Raw genomic sequence first — 18043 nt, 5'->3', positions numbered from 1 at the left:
CTATCAGCTATAGACCCGGCCAAGGAGCTGCCGATGGCTTTCAAACTGATCGAGCACATCCCGGGTGATCTGTTCCTGGGTGAAGCCCATCAGGTCGTATTCCTGAGGCCCGTTGTGCAGGTACACCTCGGCGCGGTAATAACGGGTGCGCTCTTCTTCAGGCAAGTCAGCCGGCGCCGACGAGTAAGCATCCAGGCTCACTTCGTAGACAAACGGGTTGCCCTCTTCCATCTCGATCCGCACGCCGATGCAGCGCTTGGACTTGCCCAGCAGTGTCTGCACTTCCAGCCCTTGCTCACGCAGCGCAACCGCCGCTTCTTCCAGCGCCGGCGTTACGTGCTTGTCCATAAAGCGTTGCACGGTGGCCTGGCTCGGTTGCAGGTCCAGCGCCGTCAAGCGCTCGCTGAACCCACGACGCCCGCGTTCAGCCAGTTGCGCCTGCTCCTGTTCGATGGCCACGTCCTGGCGCATCGCCTTGTGCAAACCGAACATAAAGAAGATCAGCACCACCGAGAACGGCAGCCCTGCCAGCACCACCATGGTTTGCATGGCTTCGAAGTTGCCGGCAAACAACAGGCCGATCGTCACCAGCGTAATGACCGCCGACCAGAAGATCCGCAACCAGTGCGGCGCATCTTCGTCCACATTGCCGCCTTTGCAGGACAGGTTGGCCATCATCACCGCGCCGGAATCCGCCGGGGTCAGGAACAACACAAAGCCCACGAAGATCGATACGCCGATGACAATTTTCGATGCCGGGTAATGCTCAAGCAGTTGGTAGATGGCCATGGACGGTTGCTCCAGCGCCGTCTTGCCCAACTCCACCGCCCCGTGGTTCAACACCAGGTCCAGGGCCGAGTTACCGAAGATCGACAGCCACGCCAGGGTAAAGCCCAGCGGGATCAGCAACACGCCAGCTACCAGCTCACGCACGGTACGACCGCGGGAAATACGTGCGATGAACATGCCCACAAATGGCGCCCAGGAAATCCACCAGGCCCAGTAGAACAGGGTCCACAGGCCCATCCAGCGCTCGGTCTTGTCGGCGTCGCCTTCGTACACATACAGGTCAAAGGTTTTCAGAATGATGCCGTTGAGGTAATCGCCGGTGTTCTGCACCAGGCCGTTGAGCAGGTGCAGGGTCGGGCCGAACAGCAGCACAAAAATCAGCAAGCCGCTGAACAGCACGATGTTGAGGTTGGACAGGCGGCGAATACCGTTTTCCACGCCCGATACAGCGGCGATGGTTGCCACGGTGCTCATCACGATGATCACGATCAGCAAGTTAGTGTTGCTGTGCTCCATGCCGAACAGGTTTTCCAGCCCCGAGGACACCTGCATCGAGCCGATACCCAGGTTGGTCACCAGCCCCAGCAAGGTGACGAACATGCCGAAACCGTCTACCGCATGGCCGGCCGCGCCCCTCACCCAACGCTCGCCCACCAGTGGGTAAAGCGCCGAACGCAAGGCCAGCGGCTGGTTATGACGGTACGCAAAATACGCCACAGCCAGGCCGACCAGGGCATAGATCGCCCAACCGTGCAGGCCCCAATGCAGGAAGGTCAGCTGCAGCGCCTGGCGGGCCGCGCCATTGCTGGCCGCTGCGCCTTCGGGCGGGTTGAAGTAGTGGTCCAGCGGCTCGGACGCACCGAAATACAACAGCGAAATGCCGATGCCCGACGAGAACAACATGCCGGCCCAGGCGCCGTAGCTGAAGTCCGGGGTGTCGTCCTTACTACCCAGTTTCAATTTCCCGTAGGACGAAAACGCCAGACCGACCACAAACACCAGGTAGGCGGCGATGACCACCATGTAGTACCAGCCAAAGCTCTTGGAAAGCCAGGCCTGGGCTACGCCGAGCATGCGCCCGGCCTCCTGCGGGGCGATGATCAGGATGGCGGTCAATATCAGAATCAGCGCGGTGGAGGTGTAGAACACCCAACCGTTGACCCGGACCTTTTCCGGCGGGGTCTTTATAAGAGAGGCAGAACTCATGGCGCAGATGCTCCAGGCAGTGCGAGAGAGAAACACAAGGCAACGGTTATCCCGGGACATCGATTTTTCGGCAGTCGACGGACGGGTGTTATAAAGACACCCCGAAAATTCTTGAGCCCGCCGAAGCGGTGATCAGGCGCTGAAGTGGCCTGTTTCAAGGGTTTTTGCAGGTGTCAGAGGTTGCAGCTCGCAGGTAGGAAATATCTGTAGGCAGCGACCATTTGTCGCAGATCTTATTCTTTGTTGATTGAACGTTCAATCAAAACAAAATAGACTGGCCCTCAAGCCGACGGACGTGGATCGCCCATCGGCAGGCCTAAGGAGAGGTGCTACATGCCCAAGGTCGGTATGCAACCCATACGCCGCCAGCAGTTGATCGAAGCCACTTTGACGGCCATCGATCAGGTCGGAATGGGAGATGCCAGCATTGCGCTGATTGCGCGGCTGGCCGGCGTCTCGAACGGCATCATCAGTCACTACTTTCAGGACAAGAACGGCCTGATTGCAGCGACCATGCGCTACCTGATGAATGCGTTGATCGAGAACGTCCACGAACGCAGGCGTGCCTTGAAGGATGACAGCCCACGGGCACACCTTCAGGTGATCATCGAAGGCAACTTCGACGCCAGCCAGGTCAACGGCCCGGCAATGAAAACCTGGCTGGCCTTCTGGGCCACCAGCATGCACCACCCGTCATTGCACAGGTTGCAGCGGATCAACGATCACCGTCTGTATTCCAACCTGTGTTGCCAGTTCCGCCGTGCGATGCCGTTACCCGAGGCACGCAGCGCAGCCCGCGGCCTGGCGGCTTTGATCGACGGTTTGTGGTTGCGCGGCGCCCTGTCGGGAGACGCTTTCGACACGGAGCAAGCGCAACGGATCGCTTACGAATACATGGATTTCCAATTGGCCAAGCAGGTGAGTTAGAGCACTTATAAACGCTCAACCCCTGAACGTCCGCCGCTCAGTGTTGCCACAACTCCATGGCCCACTGTACGTCGGGTAACGCCAACCACTTATGCACTTGCGAGGACTTTATGGCCCGTTTCGACCTGCAAAAACTCTACATTGACGGCGGCTACAGCGACGCTGGCAGCGATGCCACCTTCGAAGCCATCAACCCGGCTAACGGTGAAGTTCTCGCCCAAGTGCAACGCGCCACGAAAGAAGACGTCGAGCGTGCCGTGGTCAGCGCTGAAAAGGGCCAGAAAATCTGGGCTGCCATGACCGCCATGGAGCGTTCGCGCATCCTGCGTCGTGCTGTCGACATCCTGCGCGAGCGCAACGATGAACTGGCCGCCCTGGAAACACTGGACACCGGTAAAGCCTTCTCCGAAACCAAGTACGTCGACATCGTCACCGGCGCCGACGTGCTGGAATACTACGCAGGCCTGGTGCCAGCCATCGAAGGCGAGCAGATCCCGCTGCGCGACACCTCCTTCGTCTACACCCGCCGCGAGCCGCTGGGTGTAGTCGCCGGTATCGGCGCGTGGAACTACCCGATCCAGATCGCCCTGTGGAAATCCGCTCCGGCCCTGGCTGCCGGCAACGCGATGATCTTCAAGCCAAGCGAAGTCACCTCGCTGACCACCCTGAAACTGGCCGAGATCTACACCGAAGCCGGCGTTCCGGCTGGCGTGTTCAACGTACTGACCGGCAGCGGCCGAGAAGTCGGCACTTGGCTGACCGAGCACCCGCGCATCGAGAAAGTCTCGTTCACCGGCGGCACCGACACCGGCAAGAAAGTCATGGCCAGCGCCTCGAGTTCGTCGCTCAAGGAAGTGACCATGGAACTGGGCGGCAAGTCGCCACTGATCGTGTTCGAAGACGCCGACCTGGATCGCGCCGCCGACATCGCGATGATGGCCAACTTCTACAGCTCCGGCCAGGTCTGCACCAACGGCACACGTGTGTTCGTGCCCAAGCATCTGCAAGCTGCGTTTGAAGCCAAGATTGTCGAGCGCGTTGCGCGCATCCGTGTCGGCGACCCGCAGGACGACAACACCAACTTCGGCCCGCTGGTCAGCTTCGCCCACATGGAAAGCGTGCTGGGCTACATCGCCAAAGGTAAGGAAGAAGGCGCCCGCCTGCTGTGCGGCGGCGATCGCCTGACCGACGGCGACTTCGCCAAAGGCGCCTTCGTGGCCCCGACCGTGTTCACCGACTGCACCGATGAGATGACCATAGTGCGTGAAGAAATTTTCGGCCCAGTGATGAGCATCCTCACCTACGAGACCGAAGAAGAAGTGATCCGTCGCGCCAACGACACCGACTTCGGCCTGGCTGCCGGCCTGGTGACCCGCGACCTGAACCGCGCCCACCGCGTGATTCATCAACTGGAAGCGGGTATCTGCTGGATCAACGCCTGGGGCGAGTCCGACGCCAAGATGCCGGTCGGTGGTTACAAGCAATCCGGTGTGGGCCGTGAGAACGGGATCAGCTCGCTGAACAACTTCACCCGCATCAAATCGGTACAGGTTGAGCTGGGCGATTACGCCTCGGTGTTCTAACACCTGCGAGTCTTGTATTGCCCGTGAGGCCATCGCGGGCAAGCCCGGCTCCTACATTTGCGCTGTGTGAACCCGATCAAATGTGGGAGCTGGCTTGCCTGCGATCGAGTGCGAAGCACTCGCCAGACCTGACCACACTTCAAAGAGGGTACATTCATGTCCCAAGAATACGATTACATCATTGTGGGTGCCGGCTCCGCCGGTAACACCCTGGCGACCCGTCTGACCGAAGACGAAGGCGTCACTGTTTTGCTGCTCGAAGCCGGTGGCCCGGACTACCGCCTCGACTTCCGTACCCAGATGCCAGCCGCCCTGGCCTTCCCGCTGCAAGGCCGCCGTTACAACTGGGCCTACGAAACCGATCCAGAGCCACACATGGACGGCCGCCGGATGGAATGCGGGCGCGGCAAGGGCCTGGGTGGTTCTTCGCTGATCAACGGCATGTGCTATATCCGTGGCAATGCCATGGACTATGACAACTGGTCGAAGCTGCCCGGTCTGGAAGACTGGACCTACCTCGACTGCCTGCCTTATTTCCGCAAGGCCGAAACCCGCGACATCGGCCCCAACGATTACCACGGCGGTGAAGGCCCGGTCAGCGTGACCACGCCGAAAGCGGGCAACAACCCGCTGTTCCACGCCATGGTCGAAGCCGGCGTACAAGCCGGTTACCCGCGTACCGAAGACTTGAACGGTTACCAGCAAGAAGGCTTCGGCCCGATGGACCGTACCGTCACGCCGAACGGCCGTCGCGCCAGCACCGCACGCGGTTACCTGGACACAGCTAAAAAGCGTTCGACCCTGACCATCGTCACCCACGCCCTTACCGACAAAGTGTTGTTCGAAGGCAAGCGTGCCGTTGGCGTGCGCTACCTGATCGGCGCCGCCGAAGAGCGCGTTGAAGCCCGTGCGCGTAAAGAAGTGCTGGTGTGCAGCGGCGCGATCGCTTCGCCGCAACTGCTGCAACGCTCCGGCGTCGGCCCGGCCAAGCTGCTGGAAAGCCTCGACATCCCAGTAGTCCACGACCTGCCGGGCGTCGGCGAAAACCTGCAGGATCACCTTGAGCTGTACCTGCAATATGCGTGCACCCAGCCGGTGTCGCTGTACCCATCGCTGCTCTGGTACAACCAGCCGGCCATCGGTGCCGAGTGGCTGTTCAACGGCACCGGTATCGGCGCCAGCAACCAGTTCGAAGCCGGCGGTTTTATCCGTTCGCGTCCGGAATTCGAGTGGCCGAACATCCAGTACCACTTCCTGCCGGTGGCGATTAACTACAACGGCAGCAACGGTGTGAAAGAGCACGGTTTCCAGGCGCACATGGGCTCCATGCGTTCGCCAAGCCGTGGCCGCGTGCAATTGAAGTCGAAGAACCCACGGGACTACCCGAGCATCCTCTTCAACTACATGGCCACCGAGCAGGACTGGCAGGAATTTCGCGATGGCATCCGCCTGACCCGTGAAATCATGCAGCAGCCGGCACTGGATCAATACCGTGGCCGCGAAATCAGCCCGGGTATTGAAGTGCAAACCGATGAGCAACTCGACAAGTTCATCCGCGAGCACGCCGAAACCGCGTTCCACCCGTCCTGCTCGTGCAAGATGGGCACCGACGAGATGGCCGTAGTGGATGGCGAAGGCCGCGTGCATGGTATGCAGGGCTTGCGTGTAGTCGATGCGTCGATCATGCCGATCATCACCACCGGTAACCTGAACGCGCCGACGATCATGATCGCCGAAAAAATCGCCGACAAGATCCGTGGCCGCAAGCCACTGCCGCGCAGCACCGCCGACTACTACGTGGCAGGCGATGCGCCGGTGCGTGGCAAGCCGATGCGTGAAGTAGGCCCTACTGCGCAGTAACTGATACACCGCGGTGCCTGATATCGCAGGCAAGCCAGCTCCCACATTTGACTGTGTTCACAAATCAAAATGTGGGAGCGGGCTTGCCCGCGATGAGGCCCGACCCGACACCGCAAGCCCCCCCTACACTTTCCTTGATCAGCTCTGCGCCCCGGCCTACTCTGTTGGCCTGCCGCGCGCCGAGCCGCCCACAAGGAAGGCCCCATGTTCGAACACCACGCCACTCTCAAGCAGCACTTCAGTGCCCTGCGCACCCGTGCCGAATTCTTCTCCCTGCGCTACGTACGCGAATCCGGCCAATACCTGTCGGTACGCAAGAACGTCGCCGAACCACCGCACCTGAGCCACGATGAAGGCGCCATGCTTACCGTGCGTCTCAATGGCGTAGAAGCCTATGCCGCGACCAACGACATTTCCCTTGCCGGCCTGCAAGCGGCCCTTGAGCGCGCCGAACAGCAAGCCCGGCTGATCCAGCCCCACGCCCTGCTCGACCTGCACCAACAGCCAGTGTCCAGCGACGTCGCCGACTACCTGTCCCCTGACCTCGACCAGCCCTTCCCGTCCCTGAGCGACTGCTACCAATTGCTCGGCGATGAATCTGCTGCCGTGCCCAGGGATGAGCGCCTGGTGACCTGGGAAGTGAGCCTTGGCACTACGCAGGTTGAACAGATCTATCTCAACAGCGCCGGCGCGCAATTGCGCCAGGCCCAGCGCTTCGTCTTCCCTGGCCTGAGTGTCACCGCCTTCGACGGCAACGACAGCCAGACCCGTACCCTGGGCGGTACCAACTTCGGCCAGCAAGGCAGTGCCGGTGTGATCCAGCGCTTTGGCCTGGTGGGCGCCGCCCGCAAGGTGGCCGACGAAGCCCTGCAATTGCTGCTCGCGCCGAATACGCCCCATGGCCCACGCGACCTGCTGCTGATGCCCGACCAGATGATCCTGCAGATCCACGAATCCATCGGCCACCCGCTGGAGCTGGACCGTATCCTCGGTGACGAGCGCAATTACGCCGGCACCAGCTTTGTGAAGGCCAGCGACTTCGGCCATCTGCAATACGGCTCGCCGTTGCTTAACGTGACCTTCGACCCCGATATCCCCGAGCAACTGGCCAGCTACGGCCATGACGACGACGGCACCCGCGCCAGCAAGCAATTTCTGATCCGCGATGGCCTGCTGCTCAAGCCCTTGGGCGGTGCGTTGTCGCAATTTCGCGCCAACCTGCCAGGCGTCGCCAACAGCCGCGCCTGCGGCTGGAACCGCCCGCCCATCGATCGCATGGCCAACTTGAATATCGAGGCCGGCGATAAAAGCATGGCGCAATTGGTGGGCGGTATTGAAAACGGCATCCTGATGTCGACCAACCGTTCGTGGTCCATCGACGATGCGCGCAACAAGTTCCAGTTCGGTTGCGAGTGGGGCCAGTTGATTGAAAACGGCGAACTCAAGGGCGTGGTGAAGAACCCCAACTATCGGGCAATTTCCGCGCAATTCTGGCGCAACCTCAGCGCGGTCGGCGACGCCAGCACCTTCAAGGTATTGGGTACGCCCAACTGCGGCAAGGGCGAGCCCAACCAGGTGATCCGCGTCGGCCATGCGTCGCCGGCCTGTGTATTCAGTAACATTGACGTATTTGGGGGCGATGCCTGATGAACCACTTCAAGGCACTGGTGGACTGGCTCAAGCAGGCCGTCACCGACAAGGAGCAGTTCCACCTGGGTTACGCGGATGAATCGTCCGAGTTCGTGCGTTTCAACCACGCACAGGTGCGCCAGGCCGGCCAGGTGCAACAGGCCAGCCTGAACCTCAAGCTGATCAACGATGGCCGCCACGCCGACCTGGGCATCACCCTGTCCGGCGAGGCGGCACTGGATCGCCAGCGTCTGGCCAATGCCCTGCAACAGCTGCGTGAAACCCTGCCGCTGCTGCCACGTGATCCGTACCTGCTGCTCAGCCACAACGCCTGGCAAAGCAGCAACGAACAGCGACGGCCGCTGCCGGCCCTGGCCCAGGTGCTGGACGACATCAGCCAGGCTGCCGACGGCGTCGATCTGGTCGGCTTCTACGCCGCCGGCCCCATCAGCCGTGGTTTCGCCAGTTCCTCGGGCGCGTTCGGCTGGCATTGCGCCAACAGCTTCAACTTCGATTTCAGCCTGTTCCACGCCAATGGCGAAGCGGTCAAGGCCAGCTACGCCGGGCACACCTGGGACAGCACCGAATTTGCCGCACGCTTTCAACAGGCCCGCGAGCAACTGGCGTTCCTGGGGCGGCCGCTGCACAAGCTGGCGCCCGGCCAATACCGTGCCTACCTTGCACCGCCAGCGCTGGAAGAAATCATCAGCATCATTACCTGGGGTGGTTTTTCGGCCCAGGCCATCGCCAGCAAAGGCAGTTCGTTGCAGCGCCTGTATGCCGGTGAGCAATCACTGAGCCCGCTGGTGACAATCAATGAACAGATCAGCGGTTCCCTGAGCCAGGCGTTTTCCACCGAAGGCTACCCGCGCGCGGATGTGCCCCTGATCCGGGCAGGCAAGGCCGAGGGCCAGTTGATCAACTCTCGCAGCGCCGCCGAATACGGTTTGAGCACCAACGGCGCCAGCAGCGACGAGTCTCCCAGCGCCTTGCAAATGGCGGCAGGCAGCCTGGTCCAGGCCGATATCCTCAAGCAGTTGGGCACCGGGTTATATATCAGCAACCTCTGGTACCTGAACTATTCCGACCTGCCAGCGGCGCGCCTGACCGGCATGACGCGCTTCGCCACGTTCTGGGTGGAAAACGGCGAAATCAAGGCGCCGGTCAGCACCATGCGCTTTGATGACAGTGTGTATCACTTGCTGGGTTCTCAGCTCGAAGCCCTGACCGCTGATCGGGAACTGCTACTGTCGGCCAGCACTTACAGCCAGCGCAATACCGCCTCCAACCTGCTGCCAGGTGCCTTGGTCAAACGCCTGACCTTGACATTGTAAACCCCGGTAATCCGGCCCTCTGTAGGCGCGAGCGCACCCGCGCCTACAGAGGGAATTGCACCCTCTCAGTCAGACTTTTCGCCGTTTCCTACCGCAAATTCCCAACTCACCGTCTTGAGCGCCCGGTTGGTTGTCGCCTGTAAAAAACCTCGTTATAACGGTTAGTGGCATCCCGCCACCCCACCCACGTGCCCACACGTGATGCATGACCTTGCCCGGTAAACGGCAAGCTGGAGCGCTGATATGAACCATGGAAGTTTCGTCATTGAAAGGCTGTTCAAACACTACAACGTTCACGTAGAGCAGCTCGGTAATAACCCGCAAAGAAAAACCGTGCTGATGGTCAATGGCGCCCTGTCCACCACGCGCTCCTTTGCCCGCACCAGCAAATGCCTGGCCGAGCATTTCAATGTGCTGCTGTTCGATTTGCCATTCTCCGGCTACTCGCGCGAGCACAACACCGACCTCGACTTGGTTACCAAGGACGATGAGGTGCAAATCCTGCGCGCCCTGGTAGAGCGCTTTGAGGTCAACCATTTAGTGTCCGCCTCGTGGGGCGGCATCTCCACATTGCTGACCCTGGCGTACAACCCACCCTCCATCGAAAGCTCCGTGGTGATGGCCCTGGCCCCCAACCTCAATCAGGCCATGCTTGAATACGTGGAGCGCGTGCGCGTGTTGATCGAGGCCGATGACAAGTCCGCGGTCGGCCACCTGCTCAACGAGACGGTCGGCAAATACCTGTCGCCGCGCCTCAAGCGCAACAACCATCGGCACCTGTCGACCATGGCCACTACCGAGTACCGCCAGGCGCGCTTTCACATTCACCAGGTCCTGGCCTTGGGCGATGGCAACTATTTGCCGGCGCTGCGACAGATCGAGACGCCGGTGCACTTTCTCAACGGTGCCCTGGACGAATACACCCCGGCCGCCGAGACCCAGCTGTTCAAACAATATGTAGGCCGCAGCAGCTTTGCGGTGGCCGAGCATACCGGCCACCTGCTGGACCTGGAGTCTCGGGAAGCGGCGCTGGCAGTTCACCGTGCATTGCTGGATTTCCTGGTCGGAGAGCACGCAACGTTGTCGGACTTAGACGAACCGCCAGTGGGAAAATGAGCGACGAATGGCGCATAATCGCCAACACATAGCCTGCTAATAAAAGGGTCCCCATGCCGAATCGTGCCCCTCTCGATGCCAAGACCGCCCGCTGGCTCCCCTGGGTGGTAGCGATTGCCTTCTTCATGCAATCGCTGGATGGGACGATCCTCAACACGGCTCTGCCGGCCATGGCCCGGGACCTCGCGGAGAACCCGCTGCGCATGCAGGGGGTGGTGATTGCCTACATGCTCACCGTCGCCCTTCTGATCCCCGCATCGGGCTGGATCGCCGACCGTTTTGGCACCAAGAAGATTTTCTTTGGCGCGATCATGCTGTTCAGTCTCGGCTCGCTGCTGTGCGCACTGTCCAGCAGTTTGACCATGCTGGTGGGCGCCCGGGTAATCCAGGGCTTAGGCGGTGCGCTGATGCTGCCAGTCGGGCGGCTGGTGGTGCTGCGCGCCTATCCGCGTTCCGAGCTGGTGCGCATCATGGGTTTCATCACTATCCCCGGCCTGCTCGGCCCCTTACTGGGCCCGACCATGGGCGGCTGGATGGTGCAATACCTGACCTGGCACTGGATCTTCCTGATCAACCTGCCGGTGGGCATGATCGGCTGCTATGCCGTATGGAAGTTCATCCCCGACCTGCGCGGCAGCGAGCGCACGCGCTTCGACGGCCTGGGTTTCCTGCTGTTCGGCGCGGCGATGGTGCTGATCACCATCGCCATGGAGGGTCTGGGCGAACTGCACCTGCCGCACCTGCGGGTCATATTGCTGCTGTTCGGCGGGTTCGCCTGCCTGGCGGCGTACTGGCTGCGCGCCGGGCATATTGATAACCCGTTGTTCTCGCCGGTGCTGTTCAAGACCCGCACCTTTGCCGTGGGCATTCTGGGCAACCTGTTTGCGCGGCTGGGCAGCGGCGCACTGCCCTTCCTGGTACCGCTTTTGTTGCAGGTGGCACTAGGTTACTCGCCATCAGAAGCCGGGATGAGCATGCTGCCACTCGCGGCGGCGGCGATGTTTGCCAAATCCGTGGCAAGGCCGCTGATCGAGCGCCTCGGTTATCGCATCGTGCTGACCGGCAACACCTTGGCTCTGGGCATCATGCTGGCGAGCATGGGCCTGGTCAGCGAGCACACGCCCTACCCGCTGCTGCTGGCCATGCTGGCGGTGCTGGGGGCGATCAACTCGCTGCAATTCACGGCGATGAACACCGTGACCCTGATCGACCTCGACGACGCCCAGGCCAGCAGCGGCAACAGTTTGTTGTCGGTGGTGGCGCAGTTGTCCCTCAGCCTCGGCGTGGCCTGTGCCGGCGCGTTGCTTGGCGGGTTTACTGCCGAGGCCGGCAATGACGGTGTGGAAAGTGTCCTCGGCGCGTTCCAGCTGACCTTCCTCACCGTGGGCATCATGGCGATGCTGGCGGCGGCGATCTTCCTGCAATTGTCGCCAAAAGACGGCAAACGCGTGGTCAGCCGCGAGCACGATATCGAGCATTGACGGGCTTCTCGTCGAGAACTTGCGGGGAAAATCCCACAGGGCTGGTACACTGCGCGACATTTTGTTTTGCAGAGCCAGTCCCGTGACTACCATCGCCACCGCTTTTAATACTTTGCCCCTGTCCGCCGCCATGCTGGCTAACCTCGACTCGCTGGGTTACGTCGAGATGACGCAGATCCAGGCGCAAAGCTTGCCGGTGATCCTCAAGGGGCTGGACCTGATTGCCCAGGCCAAGACCGGCAGCGGCAAGACCGCCGCCTTCGGCATCGGCTTGTTGAACCCGATCAACCCACGTTACTTCGGTTGCCAGGCGCTGGTGATGTGCCCCACCCGTGAGCTGGCCGACCAGGTCGCCAAGGAAATCCGTCGCCTGGCCCGTGCCGAAGACAACATCAAGGTGCTGACCCTGTGCGGCGGCGTGTCCCTCGGCCCGCAGATCGCCTCCCTGGAGCATGGCGCCCACGTCATCGTCGGCACTCCGGGCCGCATCCAGCAGCACCTGCGCAAAGGCTCGCTGGTACTGGATGGCCTGAACACCCTGATCCTCGACGAAGCTGACCGTATGCTCGACATGGGCTTCTACGACGCCATCGAAGACATCATCAGCAAGACCCCGCCACGCCGCCAGACCCTGCTGTTCTCGGCCACCTACCCGGTGAGCATCAAGCAGCTGGCGTCCAAGTTCATGCGTGCGCCGCAGCAGGTGAAGGCCGAGGCGTTCCACTCCGACGACCAGATCGAACAGCGCTTCTACGAAATCTCCCCAGAAGAACGCATGGACGCGGTGACCAAGGTGCTGGCGCATTTCCGCCCTGCCTCCTGCGTGGCGTTCTGCTTCACCAAGCAGCAAGTGCAGGAAACTGTCGACCACCTGACGGCCAAAGGCATTTCCGCCGTCGGCCTGCACGGCGACCTGGAACAGCGCGACCGTGACCAGGTACTGGCGATGTTCGCCAACCGCAGCACCTCAGTGCTGGTGGCTACCGACGTGGCTGCCCGTGGCCTGGACATCGACTCGCTGGACATGGTGATCAACGTCGAACTGGCCCGCGACTCGGAGATCCACATTCACCGCGTGGGCCGTACCGGTCGTGCCGGCGAGACCGGTATCGCCATCAGCCTGGTGGCACCGTCCGAAGCGCACCGCGCCCAGGCCATCGAGCAACTGCAGAAGTCGCCGCTGAACTGGGACCAACTGGACAACCTCAAGCCGCAAAGCGGTGGCCCGTTGCTGCCGCAGATGAGTACCCTGTGCATCGCCGCCGGGCGTAAAGACAAGGTCCGCCCAGGCGACATTCTGGGTGCATTGACCGGTGAAGCCGGCATTCCGGGCGCCCAGGTCGGCAAGATTGCGATCTTTGACTTCCAGGCATTCGTGGCCGTAGAACGCGGAATCGCCAAGCAGGCGTTGCAGCGCTTGAATGACGGCAAGATCAAAGGCCGTTCGTTGCGCGTGCGGATCCTGTAAATATCTCGCACACCAATGGAGATTCAAATGTGGGAGGGGGCTTGCTCCCGATAGCGGAGTCTCAGTCAATATAGATGTGACTGAACCACCGCCATCGGGAGCAAGCCCCCTCCCACATTTGACTGTATTTCAATTCAGAATTTGTATGAGGACACCGTTTTGCGCTCGACCGAAGTTGTGATCATTGGCGCCGGCGCGGCAGGCTTGATGTGCGCACTGACCGCCGCCGGGCGTGGGCGCAAAGTGATGCTGATCGACCACGCCAACAAGGCCGGCAAGAAGATCCTGATGTCCGGTGGTGGCCGCTGTAACTTCACCAATATGTACACCGAGCCGGCCAACTTCCTCTCGCATAACGCGCACTTCTGCAAGTCGGCCCTGGCGCGCTACACCCAGTGGGATTTCATTGGGCTGGTGGCCAAGCACGGCGTGCCGTACCACGAGAAAAAACTCGGCCAGCTGTTCTGCGATAACAAGTCCAGCGACATCCTCGGCATGTTGCTCGATGAGTGCATCCAGACCGGCGTGAGCCTGCACCTGGACACCTCCATCGAGGAAATCGCCAGGCTCGATAACGGTTACCAATTGCAGACCACGCTCGGCGAGTTGCACTGCGAGTCGCTGGTGATTGCCACTGGTGGCTTGTCGATCCCCACACTGGGCGCCACCGGTTTCGGTTACCAAGTGGCCAGGCAATTCGGCCATGAACTGTTGCCGACCCGCGCCGGGCTGGTGCCGTTCACCATCACCGACCAGCTCAAGGAGTTGTGCAGCGAGTTGTCCGGCACCTCGGTGGATTGCCTGGTCAGCTGCAACGGCCAGAGCTTTCGCGAGAACATGCTATTCACCCATCGTGGCCTGAGCGGGCCGGCGATTTTGCAGATCTCGTCTTACTGGGAATCCGGCGACACGGTGGAAATCAACCTGTTGCCCGATCATGACGCCCATGACTGGCTGCAACAGCAACAGGCCGAGCATCCCAACAGCGAGCTAAAGACCCTGCTGGGGGAGATTTTCACCAAGAAGATGGCCAACCTGCTGGCCCAGAGCTGGTTCGAATCCAAACCGATGAAGCAGTACACCCATGCTGAAATTGCCGATATCGCGCAAAAGCTTGGGAGCTGGCAACTCGTACCGGCCGGCACCGAGGGCTATCGCACTGCCGAGGTAACCTTAGGTGGAGTGGACACGCGGGAAGTATCTTCCAAGACCATGGAATCACTGAAAAGCCCTGGCCTGTACTTCATCGGCGAAGTGCTGGATGTGACCGGTCACTTGGGCGGGTTCAACTTCCAGTGGGCGTGGGCGTCGGGCTACGCAGCCGCGCAATACGCCTGACATAAAGCGGTAAAAATGTGGGAGCAAGCCCCCTCCCACATTGGTTTTGTAGTGATCTTGAATAATTTGCGGTTGGATGTGATCAGCACACTTGCCGTGGCGTCCTTGATAGCTCAATTTAGCGACAACGTCCCGGAAGACTCCAGACTTCATGTCATCGACCTCGTTCAAGCAGTCCATGCGGCGCCTGTGGGCGCTGGATAAATTCAGCTACAGCGTACGGGTGTTCATCGCCCTCACCGGCAGCATGGCGCTGTGTTGGTACCAGGATGAAATGACGCTGTTGATCCCGCTGTTCCTGGGGATTATCGCCAGCGCCCTGGCCGAGACTGATGACAGTTGGCAGGGCCGCCTCAACGCCCTGGCGGTGACACTGGTGTGTTTCAGCATCGCCGCGCTGTCGGTGGAATTGCTGTTCCCCTACCCCTGGATCTTCGCCATCGCCCTGGCTTTGGCCAGTTTCTCCCTGACCATGCTCGGTGCGCTGGGCGAACGCTATGGCGCGATTGCCTCGGCCACCCTGATTCTGTCGGTCTATACCATGATCGGCGTGGACCAACGCGGCGGCGCCGTCACCGACTTCTGGCATGAGCCGCTGCTGCTGGTGGCCGGCGCCGCCTGGTACGGCGTGCTGTCAGTGCTGTGGCAGGCGCTGTTTTCCAACCAGCCGGTGCAGCAGAGCCTGGCGCGGTTGTTCCGTGAGCTGGGGCGCTATCTCAAGCTCAAGTCATCCTTGTTCGAGCCGATCCGCCAACTGGATGTGGAAGCCCGACGCCTGGAACTGGCCCAGCAAAATGGCCGGGTGGTCGCCGCGCTGAATGCGGCCAAGGAAATCATTCTGCACCGTGTCGGCAATGGTCGACCGGGCTCGAAGGTCAGCCGTTACCTGAAGCTGTATTTCCTGGCCCAGGACATCCACGAACGCGCCAGTTCGTCTCACTACCCGTACAACGCCCTGACCGATGCCTTTTTCCACAGCGATGTGCTGTTTCGCTGCCAGCGCCTGCTGCGCCAGCAAGGCAAAGCCTGCCAGACCCTGGCCGAGTCGATCCAACTGCGCCAACCGTTCATCTATGACGACAGCTTCGCCGAGGCCCTGGGCGACCTGAACGCCTCCCTGGAGCACCTGCGCATCCAGAGCAACCCCGCCTGGCGTGGCCTGTTACGCTCGTTGCGCGCCTTGGCCGCCAACCTGTCCACCCTTGACCGCCTGCTGGGCGACGCCAGCAACCCCGATGCCCTGGCCGACGCTACCGACAGCAACCTGTTGGACCGTGCCCCGCGCAACTTCAAGGAAATGTGGACGCGCCTGCGCACCCAACTCACGCCGACGTCATTGCTGTTTCGCCACGCCTTGCGCCTGTCACTGGCATTGACCATCGGCTATGGCACCCTGCACGCCATCCACGCGTCCCAAGGTTACTGGATCATCCTCACCACCCTGTTCGTCTGCCAGCCGAGCTACGGCGCCACCCGGCGCAAACTCGGCCAGCGGATCATCGGCACCGCCATCGGCCTGACCGTGGCCTGGGCGCTGTTCGATTTGTTCCCCAACCCGGTCGTGCAATCGATGTTCGCCATCGCTGCGGGCCTGGTGTTCTTTATCAACCGCACCACGCGCTATACCCTGGCGACTGCAGCGATCACCCTGATGGTGCTGTTCTGCTTCAACCAGGTGGGCGATGGCTACGGGCTGTTTCTGCCTCGCCTGTTCGATACCCTGCTTGGCAGCCTGATCGCGGGCCTGGCGGTGTTCCTGTTCCTGCCCGACTGGCAAGGCCGACGCCTGAACAAAGTGCTGGCCAACACCCTGACCTGCAACAGCATCTACCTGCGCCAGATCATGCAGCAATACGCCGCCGGCAAGAGCGACGACCTGGCCTACCGCCTGGCCCGGCGCAACGCGCATAACGCCGATGCCGCGCTATCCACCACCCTGGCCAATATGCTGATGGAGCCTGGGCACTTTCGTAAGGAGGCCGACGTAGGCTTTCGCTTTCTGGTGCTGTCACACACCTTGCTCAGCTATTTGTCGGGTTTGGGTGCGCACCGCGAAACCCAGCTTCCGGCCGACGTGCGTGAGCATTTGATCGAAGGCGCAGGCAACAGCCTGGCGGCAAGCATTGATGAGATCGCAAGCGGCCTGGCCAACAAACAGCCGATTGCGATCCAGAGTGATGCCGAGGAAGGGTTGGCGGCAGAGTTGGAGCAAATGCCGGATGAGATCGATGAGGCGCAGCGGCTGGTGCAAACGCAGTTGGCGTTGATTTGTCGGCAGTTGGGGCCGTTGCGCACGTTGGCCGCGCACTTGATCAAAGACACCAGCGCGGCTTAGGCCGCTATCGGGGGCAAGTCGAATCGTCGCACCGCCCCTCCCACATTCGATTGGTGTATGCCGCTCCCTTGTGGGAGGGGCGATGCGACGATTCGACTTGCCCCCGATGAGGCCCGCACAGACGCTACATCCCATGCGCCTTCATCAACCGCGCATAACTGCCATCCGCCTTCATCCGTGCAATTTCCCGATCAAAACCGGCAACAATCTGCGCGTGTTCGGGGTTCTTCAGGCTGACCAGGATATGCAAGCTGTTCTGGCTCAAGGGCTCGCCCACAAACGCCACAGCATTGCGCACCCGCGGCGATTCCCGCGCCAGGTAGTAACGCGCTACGTATTCATCCTCCAACGTCAACCGCACGCGCTGGGCCGCCAACATGCGCACGGCCATGGCAAAGTTGTGCACCGGCACTTTCTGCAACAGTGTGTCTTGGTCAAACGCTGCCGAGTAGGCGTAGCCGCGCACCACGGCGATCTTCTCGTCGTGCAGTTCTGTCAGGTTGCGATAAGCAATGGGATCGTCGCTACGCTTGAGAAAGCGCACACGGTTAAGCAAATACTCGCGGGAAAACTGCCCCAACTGCGTACGGGCCTCGTCGTACCAGGCGTTGATCAGCACGTCGTAGCGCCCATCACCCACCCCCTTCAAGGCGCGAGCCCAAGGCACCTGGTCAAAATCACTGGCATACCCCGCACGGGCCAGGGCCGTGCTGACGATATCCGTGGCCAGGCCGCCATTGATCAGGGTGGCATCGGTAAACGGCGGCCAGCTATCCGCCACCAGGCGCAGGCGTTGTGCCAACACCGGTTGGGCCAGTAACAACACGGCGATCAAAGCAACGGCACGAGTCAATCGCGGCATGCTCAAAGTCCTTGGCGGGCAGGCAGTGGCCTGATAACAGTAGCTCATCAATGAGCGTGCACTGCAGATTACACAAAGAAGCCCGCTGCGCCCGCGCCGAATGATGGCAAATTGA

At 61.2% G+C, this 18043-nt stretch carries 12 protein-coding genes; 10 read left to right on the top strand and 2 right to left on the bottom strand.

Annotated elements, in window-relative coordinates; genetic code table 11:
* Positions 1 to 3: 3 nt before the first annotated feature.
* A complete protein-coding gene (locus QMK52_RS09410) occupies positions 4 to 1938 on the bottom strand; it encodes a BCCT family transporter (protein WP_320404192.1) in 1935 nt (644 codons plus the stop codon).
* A 390-nt stretch (positions 1939 to 2328) separates the two neighbouring features.
* Between QMK52_RS09410 and betI the strand changes: the two genes are divergently transcribed.
* From betI to yccS, 10 genes are all read left to right on the top strand, one after another.
* Positions 2329 to 2922 (top strand): transcriptional regulator BetI, encoded by a 594-nt coding sequence (gene betI, locus QMK52_RS09405; RefSeq protein ID WP_005792172.1) that lies wholly within the window; start codon positions 2329 to 2331, stop codon positions 2920 to 2922.
* A 110-nt stretch (positions 2923 to 3032) separates the two neighbouring features.
* Positions 3033 to 4505, top strand: coding sequence for a betaine-aldehyde dehydrogenase (gene betB / locus QMK52_RS09400; RefSeq protein ID WP_005792173.1), 1473 nt, complete (start codon positions 3033 to 3035; stop codon positions 4503 to 4505).
* A gap of 156 nt (positions 4506 to 4661) precedes the next feature.
* A complete protein-coding gene (gene betA, locus QMK52_RS09395; protein ID WP_005792174.1) occupies positions 4662 to 6365 on the top strand; it encodes a choline dehydrogenase in 1704 nt (567 codons plus the stop codon).
* A 204-nt stretch (positions 6366 to 6569) separates the two neighbouring features.
* Positions 6570 to 8012 (top strand): TldD/PmbA family protein, encoded by a 1443-nt coding sequence (locus tag QMK52_RS09390; RefSeq protein WP_194439450.1) that lies wholly within the window; start codon positions 6570 to 6572, stop codon positions 8010 to 8012.
* Positions 8012 to 9328, top strand: a complete 1317-nt coding sequence (locus QMK52_RS09385) for a TldD/PmbA family protein (protein WP_194439452.1) — start codon at positions 8012 to 8014, stop codon at positions 9326 to 9328. Before QMK52_RS09390 ends, QMK52_RS09385 begins: the two co-directional genes overlap by 1 nt.
* Positions 9329 to 9571: 243 nt before the next feature.
* Complete coding sequence (locus QMK52_RS09380; protein ID WP_320404040.1) at positions 9572 to 10444, top strand: alpha/beta hydrolase; 873 nt, start codon at positions 9572 to 9574, stop codon at positions 10442 to 10444.
* A gap of 53 nt (positions 10445 to 10497) precedes the next feature.
* Positions 10498 to 11925 carry a multidrug transporter subunit MdtD gene (mdtD, locus tag QMK52_RS09375; RefSeq protein ID WP_032879027.1) on the top strand — a complete coding sequence of 476 codons (1428 nt, stop codon included), beginning with the start codon at positions 10498 to 10500 and terminating at the stop codon, positions 11923 to 11925.
* Positions 11926 to 12055: 130 nt separating this feature from the next.
* Entirely contained in the window at positions 12056 to 13393 is a 1338-nt protein-coding gene (gene dbpA / locus QMK52_RS09370; RefSeq protein WP_232289440.1) for an ATP-dependent RNA helicase DbpA, read from the top strand.
* Positions 13394 to 13552: 159 nt separating this feature from the next.
* Positions 13553 to 14731, top strand: coding sequence for an NAD(P)/FAD-dependent oxidoreductase (locus QMK52_RS09365; protein ID WP_005792180.1), 1179 nt, complete (start codon positions 13553 to 13555; stop codon positions 14729 to 14731).
* Positions 14732 to 14882: 151 nt separating this feature from the next.
* Positions 14883 to 17066: a YccS family putative transporter gene (gene yccS, locus QMK52_RS09360; RefSeq protein ID WP_005792181.1), complete on the top strand. Its 2184-nt coding sequence runs from the start codon at positions 14883 to 14885 to the stop codon at positions 17064 to 17066.
* Between the two features lie 124 nt (positions 17067 to 17190).
* On the opposite strand, the gene QMK52_RS09355 is transcribed toward yccS, so the two are convergent.
* The gene (locus tag QMK52_RS09355) at positions 17191 to 17928 is read right to left on the bottom strand and encodes a substrate-binding periplasmic protein (RefSeq protein WP_005792182.1); all 738 of its coding nucleotides are present in this window, start codon (positions 17926 to 17928) and stop codon (positions 17191 to 17193) included.
* Positions 17929 to 18043: the final 115 nt, after the last annotated feature.

The sequence above is a fragment of the Pseudomonas sp. P9_2 genome (genome assembly GCF_034008255.1).
Classification (GTDB): Bacteria; Pseudomonadota; Gammaproteobacteria; order Pseudomonadales; family Pseudomonadaceae; genus Aquipseudomonas; species Aquipseudomonas synxantha_A.
Note: the sequence above shows the minus strand (reverse complement) of the source record. Positions and strands in the feature narration are given on the sequence as shown.